The sequence below is a fragment of the Sediminimonas qiaohouensis DSM 21189 genome, assembly GCF_000423645.1.
Taxonomy (GTDB): Bacteria; Pseudomonadota; Alphaproteobacteria; order Rhodobacterales; family Rhodobacteraceae; genus Sediminimonas; species Sediminimonas qiaohouensis.
On the sequence record NZ_AUIJ01000004.1, the window covers coordinates 168,180 to 176,987 of the forward strand.

At 57.8% G+C, this 8,808-nt stretch carries 10 protein-coding genes; 9 read left to right on the plus strand and 1 reads right to left on the minus strand.

Going from position 1 to position 8,808, the window contains the following annotated elements; genetic code table 11:
* Positions 1 to 71: 71 nt before the first annotated feature.
* The 9 genes from G568_RS0105915 (at position 72) to G568_RS0105955 (ending at position 8,310) form a co-directional block, all read left to right on the plus strand.
* Complete coding sequence (locus tag G568_RS0105915; RefSeq protein ID WP_026757161.1) at positions 72 to 419, plus strand: hypothetical protein; 348 nt, start codon at positions 72 to 74, stop codon at positions 417 to 419.
* Between the two features lie 79 nt (positions 420 to 498).
* Positions 499 to 3,192, plus strand: a complete 2,694-nt coding sequence (locus tag G568_RS18380) for a methyl-accepting chemotaxis protein (protein WP_051202803.1) — start codon at positions 499 to 501, stop codon at positions 3,190 to 3,192.
* 192 nt (positions 3,193 to 3,384) lie between these two features.
* Positions 3,385 to 3,702: an STAS domain-containing protein gene (locus G568_RS18385; RefSeq protein ID WP_037373746.1), complete on the plus strand. Its 318-nt coding sequence runs from the start codon at positions 3,385 to 3,387 to the stop codon at positions 3,700 to 3,702.
* Entirely contained in the window at positions 3,699 to 4,061 is a 363-nt protein-coding gene (locus G568_RS0105930; RefSeq protein WP_026757162.1) for a response regulator, read from the plus strand. The genes G568_RS18385 and G568_RS0105930 overlap by 4 nt, the downstream gene beginning before the upstream one ends.
* Positions 4,062 to 4,070: 9 nt before the next feature.
* Positions 4,071 to 6,215, plus strand: coding sequence for a chemotaxis protein CheA (locus G568_RS18390; protein ID WP_051202805.1), 2,145 nt, complete (start codon positions 4,071 to 4,073; stop codon positions 6,213 to 6,215).
* Positions 6,208 to 6,678 carry a chemotaxis protein CheW gene (locus G568_RS0105940; RefSeq protein WP_026757163.1) on the plus strand — a complete coding sequence of 157 codons (471 nt, stop codon included), beginning with the start codon at positions 6,208 to 6,210 and terminating at the stop codon, positions 6,676 to 6,678. The genes G568_RS18390 and G568_RS0105940 overlap by 8 nt, the downstream gene beginning before the upstream one ends.
* Complete coding sequence (locus tag G568_RS0105945; RefSeq protein WP_026757164.1) at positions 6,675 to 7,565, plus strand: CheR family methyltransferase; 891 nt, start codon at positions 6,675 to 6,677, stop codon at positions 7,563 to 7,565. Before G568_RS0105940 ends, G568_RS0105945 begins: the two co-directional genes overlap by 4 nt.
* Positions 7,562 to 7,948 (plus strand): response regulator, encoded by a 387-nt coding sequence (locus G568_RS0105950; RefSeq protein WP_026757165.1) that lies wholly within the window; start codon positions 7,562 to 7,564, stop codon positions 7,946 to 7,948. The genes G568_RS0105945 and G568_RS0105950 overlap by 4 nt, the downstream gene beginning before the upstream one ends.
* Before the next feature lie 14 nt (positions 7,949 to 7,962).
* Complete coding sequence (locus G568_RS0105955; RefSeq protein ID WP_026757166.1) at positions 7,963 to 8,310, plus strand: hypothetical protein; 348 nt, start codon at positions 7,963 to 7,965, stop codon at positions 8,308 to 8,310.
* 197 nt (positions 8,311 to 8,507) lie between these two features.
* Here the strand turns inward: G568_RS0105955 and G568_RS0105965 are convergent.
* Positions 8,508 to 8,808 (minus strand): transposase (locus tag G568_RS0105965; RefSeq protein WP_026757167.1); only part of this gene is annotated, 301 nt, incomplete at its 5' end.

The window sequence follows — 8,808 nt, forward strand, 5'->3', positions numbered from 1 at the left end:
TTGCATCCAAACCATTTCTTAATCCCGGGCTCCTACCGTTCGAAAGAGGTCAAAACAAGGAATGGCAGAAAATGTTCAACTTGAAGTTTATCTTGATGGCTTGGGCGGTGCTATTTTCACCAGGTATCGTAGTAGCTGCGCAAGGGGTCGAAGACACACAAATCCGGCTCGCGCAGGTCGCGGCCCTGGATGGGCCTGCGGCGGCGTTCGGCCAGGGAATGCGGCTGGGTATGGTTGCAGCATTCGAAGACGCCGGAAAGAACCTCACGCGTACTCGGTTCATGGCCGCCCTGCGCAATCTGGGTTCAATCGATTTCGGCGCGGTTACGATGCAGTTCGGCCCAGACGACAACCAAGGCATGGATGATGTCTTTCTGACCAGGATCACCCAAGACGGCGGCTTCGTTTCCGTCGAATAACCCTTGGGCAAGCAAAGGTTGCCCCGCCCGGACCCGGGCGGGCGCGACAACGATATTGATCAATTTCAAGGTGCCCACCATGGCAAAGAATAATTCGAACTTACGTCCGCGCGGGCTGCGGCTGTTTTCCAGCATCAGCGCCAAAGTCACCCTGATCCTTGTATCGATGGGGGCCGTATCGGTTCTTATCGGGTTCCTTGCGTCCCTTGTTTTCACACGTGTGACCGATGACATGGACGAGTTGACAGCCAAGAAACTCCACACCTTGGCACAAAGCAGTGCGCTTGTCGCGGCTGCGGACAAGACCAAGAATGCCATGATCACCATGATGCTGGCCCGCCACGAAGACGCGTTGGAGCAAAGCTCCGTGGACGTGGAACAGGCCACGCAATCCTTGAACGAGATCGTAGCCAACCTCCCCGATGCCACACGTGCACTTGTTGAAGAGGACGCGCGCAGCGCCACCGATATGCTGGCTGAATTGACCCATGCCCGGAACATTCAGTTCAAGAACGAGGCAGGTATCGAGACGCAACTGGCAGAATTGCAGATGCAAGCCGCCAAGCTCAAGGGCAACATGATCGAGCTATCCGATGACGCGAACTTCAGCTTGTCGGTCGGCGGAGAAGAGACCATGTTCGCCGTCGAAACCACCCTGTCCGAACTTGTCGAGAACCAGTTCGCCACGCTCCAGACCCTTCTGGAGGCCCGCTCCGAAGTCAATTTGCTCTCGGGCACATTGCTCGCCTACCGGATGACGAACGACTTCGCCACAAAGAACTTTCTGGGAGATATTACCAAGGCATCCCTGAAGCGGCTGACCGACATCAATGCAGTTTTGGAGGCCAATGAACAAACCGCCCCCTACGCGCAAGCGACAAAGACGGCAACGGAGTTGTTCAAGAAGTCTATCAATGGGCGCGGCTCGCGCTTCGTGGGCCCACAGCACGACCTCATGGACGCCCGCCGAAAAGCTGACGCAAGCCTTTCTACCGCCGTCGACGATATGGTGTACGCACTGACAGTCGCTGCCGAAGACGCCAGCACAAACAACCGGGATGCCATTCAAAGCCTGCTCGACGATGAGGTTGGCCACATCAATGCACTGTTCGAGATAAGCAGCTGGACAGGCCGATTCCAGGAATCCGCGCTCAAGGTCGTGGTCGCGCCAGGCATTGAAGAGGTGAAAGCGGCCTCCATCCCCATGCAGCAAGCCGCGAAAGCACTGTACGACTACCGGGATTTCGGTGACGGCCGTCTCGCCGAAGAGCTGACGGCGATTGCCGCGCTGGCCGACCCCGCAACCGGACTGACCGCCTACAAAATCGCCGCGCTCTCGGCGGATACCGCCGCAGCGAAAGCTGTCACCGCTGCATCGGACGCGGTTTTGAAAATTGGCAACCGCGTTGCCGAGATCGGAGACGACAGCCAAAGCGAAATCGCAACAATGGCGACGGGAATCCAAAGTGAAGTCGCCCAGGCGGAGCAACGCGTAAATCTTTTGCTTGCCATGGCCGGCGCCGTGCTACTTGTCGCGCTTGTTCTCACCCGCCTGATGATTCAGCGCCCGCTAAGGCAGATCAGCGAGACTACGGAACGCCTTGCCGGCGGCGACATGCAAAAGGTGACCGGCTTTGACCGCGCCAGTGACGAAGTGTTCCGCATCGCCAACGCGCTTTCTGTGTTCCGCGATGGCTTGATCGAGAAACAGGAAATGGCCGTGAAGCAGGATGCCGAAAGGCAAGCCCGAATGGCCGAGCAAACAGGCGCCGTTTCTGCCATCGGAAGTGGGTTGGAGCGACTGTCAAAGGGCGATGTTTCCCTACCTATCGACGGAGAAATGGCGGAGGGCTACGCCAAGCTGCGCGATGACTTCAACCGGGCCCAGGAAAACCTGCGCGATATGCTGCTCGAAATGAAGCAGGTATCCTCCAGCGTTTTCTCCGGCGCAGCCGAGATCAGCTCCGCATCGGGCGACTTGTCCGGCAGGACGGAAAACCAGGCCGCGACCTTGGAAGAAACAGCTGCCGCGATCGATGAAATCACTACCAATGTAGACATTTCCGCATCCAATGCCCACGAAGTCGAAGAGAATCTCGGCGTTGCCAAGAAAGATGCCGAACAAAGCGGCGACGTGGTGCAAAACGCAATTCGCGCGATGCATGAGATCAAGGACAGTTCGGACAAGATCTCGCAGATCGTCGGAGTCATCGACGATATTGCGTTTCAAACCAATCTGCTTGCCCTCAACGCCGGTGTAGAAGCTGCCCGTGCAGGAGCGGCCGGTAGCGGCTTTGCCGTTGTTGCATCCGAGGTCCGGGCACTGGCACAACGATCTTCCGAGGCGGCAATGGAGATCAAGACCTTGATCCACAATGGCGCGTCACGGGTCGATCACGGCGTGGCGCTGGTCGGAAACGCCGGGGATGCTTTGGTGTCTATGCTTTCGAGGTTCGAAGACGTCTCTGCCATGGTGGCTGGAATCGTAAACTCTTCGAATGAGCAGGCGCTTAGCCTCAAAGAGATCAACGACGCCATGGCAAACCTGGATCGGGTCACCCAAGACAATGCCGCAATGGTTCAGCAATCGACGGCTGCGACATCCAAGCTGAACTCCGATGCGACGACAATGTCAAAGCTTATTGCCCATTTCGTGACCAAGCCTGCCACCGAAGAGGCCGCGACCGACCCCGGTCACTTCATCTCGGTCAGGAGCATCGAAACCGAGGTAACGTGCGACCCTGAAGACGGTGCATGCGGGACAGCAGCATGAAGACGTTCCCGGCCTCTGTGCGCTCCAAGCGTATCCGCAAGATACAGACAATTGCCTCGAATTACATAGCCACAACCGCTCTGTACCAGTGCAAATATCGCTTTTTTGCCCAGAACAATCCTCCGATTGCCAGCGGCGTGTAACTACTTTTTAAGCCCTGCGGAATAGCATTTCCCTATCACGGACGCATGGATGGCGATAGGCGACATGACTTCACCGACAGGCAATTCTCCCGGTACTCAGATCGACTTGCCCGAACGTTTGGATTTCACCGCGTGCGGGGCCTTGTTCGACGCAATCTGCAACCAACGCGGCCGACCGCTCTTGCTGCAGGCCGGCAACGTAGAGTTCCTGGGAGCACTTGCCGCAGAGATCCTTATTCGAGCCAAAGCCGAATGGCAGACCGACGGCCTTGGGTTTGAACTGATCAATCCTTCGAAAGGGCTGGTGCAAGGTTTGTCCTTGCTGGGAATTCCTCAAGACACACTGATCCAAGAGGATTTGAAATGACACGCATCTTGGCCGTTGACGATTCCAGGACGATGCGCAGCATGCTGCAGGCCACACTGACCGACGCCGGCTTTGAGGTCGACGTTGCCGAGGACGGTGTTGACGGGCTCGACAAGCTTGAGGGCGCCGCTCCGGACCTGATCATTACGGACATAAATATGCCCCGCCTCGATGGTTTTGGCTTTATCGAAGGTGTGCGGGCCGGAAGACGGATGGCCTCGGTGCCCATCCTCGTGCTGACGACCGAAACCGGCGAACATCTCAAGCAGCGTGCGCGCGCGTCGGGGGCCACCGGCTGGATCGTCAAGCCATTCGACGAAACCAAGTTGATATCGACCATCCAGCGGCTTGTGGTCTAGGGGCGCGACATGAATGATCTCAATGAAATGTTCTTTCAAGAATGCGACGATCTTCTCGAAGGATTGTCATCCGGCCTCAATGAACTGGAGAACGGCAGCAACGATGAGGAAATCGTCAATAGCATGTTCCGTGCCGTACATTCCATCAAAGGCGGCGCCGGTGCATTTGGACTGGACCAGCTGATCGAGTTCTCCCATGCGTTCGAAAACGTTCTCGACGATGTCCGCGCCGTGCGCCTGGCCGCAGACGAAAACGTTGTAGCGCTCCTCTTCACCGCCAGCGATCACCTATCTGATCTGGTCGATGCGGCGCGGAACGAGGATCAATTGCCGCCAGAGCAGGGCGCATCGATTCTCAGCGATCTCAAACATATGAGCGGGTCACTGGATGATGACTCTCATGCGCATGACGGCCGCGGTGAGGAAGATCCGCCGGCATTTGAACCAACGACCCTGACCGTCGATGGCGGGTTGCCTCCACTCGACGACATGCTGTCGCCGACGGCCCCCACACCGCTGACAATCACCTTCAAGGCGCTGCCACAACTATACACCAACGGACATGATCCCACATTGTTGTTTCGCAGCCTACAGGAACTGGGCAGCCTGACCATCAATGCCGACCTGTCATCGATCTCGCTGCTGCGGGATGCACCATGGTCCGCTCCGACACTATCCTGGACAATCGACATTCTCCCCGACGACTCCGTGGACGAGGCCGTAATTCGAGAAGTATTCGAATTCGTTGAGGGGCTTTGTGAGCTTGAAATCCAGAGCCACGCCTCCGCGCCACCAATCGAAACGCTGCCACCGCTCGAAGAGCATACCCAAGTGCCGCAATCCGGCGCCCCATCTCTTGGACCGGATCCGCGTGAAACCAAGGAAACCGGCGTCAAACCCGCATCGGGTTCAAAGAAACAACCGGCAGCCCGCTCAAGCACGATACGTGTTGACCTGCAACGCGTTGATCAGTTGATCAACCTGGTCGGCGAGCTGGTTATTGCCGAAGCCATGCTCCGGCAGTCCATGGATGAAATGCCCCATTCGGCCAATGGCAGCGTCGATGAGGCGATGAGCCAACTCAAGCAGCTTTCGGGCGCGATCCAGGAAAGCGTCATGGCAATTCGCGCCCAGCCGGTTCGCGGGCTGTTCCAGCGTATGTCACGCATAGTAAGAGAAACATCAAAGGAAGCAGGCAAGTCGGCGCGGTTGGTCACTATCGGCGACGCGACCGAGGTGGACAAGACCGTCACCGAGCGGCTCGTGGAGCCACTCACCCACATGATCCGAAACGCCATCGACCACGGCCTCGAAACACCGGACCAACGCCTCGCCGCGAACAAGGACAAGCGTGGCACGGTCACGCTTGAAGCCGCTCACCGATCTGGCCGGGTCGTGATCACGCTCAGTGATGACGGCGGCGGCATTGATCGTGCCAAGGTACGACAGATCGCTGAAGACAAAGGGTTGGTCCGGCCGGACGATGACCTGGCAGATGCCGACATAGACAACCTCCTGTTCAGGGCCGGATTCTCGACAGCAAACGAGGTATCCAACCTGTCGGGCCGTGGCGTCGGCATGGACGTGGTGCGCAACGAGATCCAGTCCCTGGGCGGGCGTGTCAGCATGCAATCGGAACCTGGAAAGGGAACGTCTGTCACGATTTCCTTGCCGCTGACCCTGGCGGTACTTGAAGGGATGGTCGTGCGCGTGGCGGATCAGACGCTGATTGTCCCCACGCTGTCGTTGCGCGAAATGCTGCAACCCGGGCAAGCCAGTGTTCACACGTTGTGCGACGGGGATCGCGTTCTTGCACTCAATGACGAGCTTGTACCGATCATCAATCTCGGGGCTGCCCTTGGATATCGCACAGACCCGGTTTGCCTTGGCCAACAGTCGCTGCTGCTGATCGAAGACGACTCGGGGCGGCGATCTGCTCTCGCTGTTGACGCGATCGCGGAGCAACGGGAAGTGGTGATCAAGGGGTTGGAGCAAAGCTACCAAAGCATTTCCGGTATCGCCGCGGCCACGATCCTGGGGAATGGAAGAATTGCCCTCATTATCGATACCGACCAAGTGATTGCTTTGCCCGGCAGGATGGGCGCGGCCGAGCCGCCTGCGCCGGGCGCCACAGGAGATGTAGTTAATGCATGATAACGAAACGGATTCAAACTCCACCAAGCGAGTCGAAATCGTGTGCTTCATGGTCGAAGAACAGGATTTCTGCATCGAAATTTCGCATGTCCTGGAAATTCGCGGATGGACCAGCACCACGACACTACCGCATGCGCCGGATTTCATACTTGGAATGATGAACCTGCGCGGCACGGTTCTACCCGTGGTAGACCTGTCTTTGCGGCTGGGATTTGGCAAGACGGAACCAGGCAAACGCCATGTCATCATAATCGCGCAGATCGATGAAAAGGTCGTCGGTTTTCTGGTCGATGCAGTGTCTGACATCATTACTGTAGACGAGGCCGAAATGCAGGCCGCGCCGGATGTGTCTTCTGCCCGAACGCAGGCGTTCATACGCGGCGTCTACTCGGTGAATGATGCCTTGGTGCGCGCAATCGATGTTCGCGCGGTGCTGCCGCAGGGGGCTCGGTTGGAGGCATGACGGAAATTCTCCAGGACGATGCGTCGTCCCTGATCAGCCCGCAGGATTTTGCAACGGTCGCCACACTGCTGAAACAGATGGCGGGCATTCACCTCAATCCAAACAAACGGGCCATGGTTTCGGGACGTCTGAACAAGAGATTGAAGGCGCTTGGTCATGGGACGATCAAGTCGTACTGCGCCGCTCTGGAGACGGACGCCAATCCCCACGAACGGGATGCATTCGTTTCCGCACTCACGACAAACATGACACGCTTCAATCGCGAAGCGCATCATTTCGCGCACCTCACTCAAAACATACTGCCCGAATTGGTCAAATCCGCGCGCGCAGGAGGGCGCGTTCGGGTATGGTCCACGGGGTGCTCAACCGGGGAAGAAGCCTATGACCTGGCGATCCGAGTTCTGGAGGCCTGCCCGGACGCCGCAAAGCTGGATTTCCGAATTCTGGCGACGGACATAGATAAAACTGCTCTGGCGACAGCAGAAGCCGGCCTCTATCCCGTGTCGAGCCTGTCGCAGTTCCCCGGCGAACGCGTCGATCAGTTCTTTGATCAAAAGAACACGCCAAATGGCATGGCCCAGGTGCGTCAAACCGCGAAAGACCTTATCGCTTTTCGCTGGTTGAACCTGAATTCAAACTGGCCGTTTCACGGAAAATTCGACGTCATAATGTGCCGAAACGTCGCGATCTATTTCGATACCGAAACACAAGGCAGGTTGTGGAGTCGCCTGACGGACCGACTGCAACCCGAAGGGGTTCTCTATGTCGGCCATTCTGAAGCCCTACCAGAGGAAGTTATGGCCCGGGTCCGTATTGATGGGGCCGGAACATTTCGACTTTCTTCCGGCTCATCCGAAACGCACCGGAACAACGGAGACCCCCGATGAGCTTGAAAGACAAACTTCACATCCTGGTCGTTGACGACATGTCGACCAGCCGGGGGCTTCTCACCCAAGCGCTTGATGAAATCGGTGTTCGGCACTACCGGACGGAAAACGATGGCGAAGCGGCATGGCGTAGCCTGGCGGCCAAACCCGTTCACCTGGTTATTTCCGATTTCAACATGCCCCGGATGGACGGCCTGCAATTGCTTGAGGCGATCCGCTCGCACAGGGCGATTGCGCGCACTGGCTTCATCCTCGTCACCGGGCGTGCCGATCAGGACCTGATCGACCGCGGGGCGCGCCTGGGCATGAACAACTACCTCAAGAAACCGTTCCAAGCCGTCCAACTCAAGGCCTGCATCGAAAAAGTCGTCGGCCGCCTCTGAACAAGGGTTTTCTCGTGTCTTATCGTCCAACATCCCGAATTCTGCATATCCTTGCCGAAGAAACCGACGACCTCTCCGTGATCGCGCAGACGCTCGACCAGATGATCCCGGACGTCATCGAGAAACTGCCAAGCGGCGCGCATGGAGCGGCCGATCTGCAGCGCGTGGATGCCTTGTGTCAGCATCTGAAGGATATCTCGAGTACGTTGAAGACAATGGCGGTTCTGATCGATGCCGAAGCGGAACTGGAAATCGCTACGCTGATCAATGAGGTCCGTCTCGATTATTTCAAACGTCGTTTGCGCGACGACCCCGTCGCGCCGGAGTTGGGTTTGGGCCACGGCCAGATTCAACTGTTCTGATCGCGCAACCAACTGACCGTGGCCGTCCCGTCGCCCGGACCTCCAGCCCAAGAAAGTCAACCGCCATGCAGCAAACGGCCAAAACCACGACCCCGCCCGCCAACAGCGCGGCCGAAGAAGTTGATTATCCAGCGCAGCAAATCCTGGCCTCGGCGACGGATTTCCGGAGCTATGCCCGAAAGTTGGTGACGGCGTGATCAGGCGGCGGCTTGAAGTTGCTTGATCCCGTCCTTGAAGGCAATCCCCTGGACGATTTCCGGCAGCCGATTGGCACCGTCGAGTTTTCGCCATTTCGCCTGGGCTGACATCATCAGCCTGAAGGCCATGGCGAGGCCGGTTTTCCGGCTCAGGCAGCCCTTGGTCTTGCCGGTCCGGTGGCGGACGGTGGCGAAGGTGCTCTCGATCGGATTTGATGTGCGGATGTGCTTCCAGTGCTCGGCCGGGAAGTCGTAAAAACTGAGCAGCACTTCGCGGTCCTTGACCAGCTTGGCGACCGCC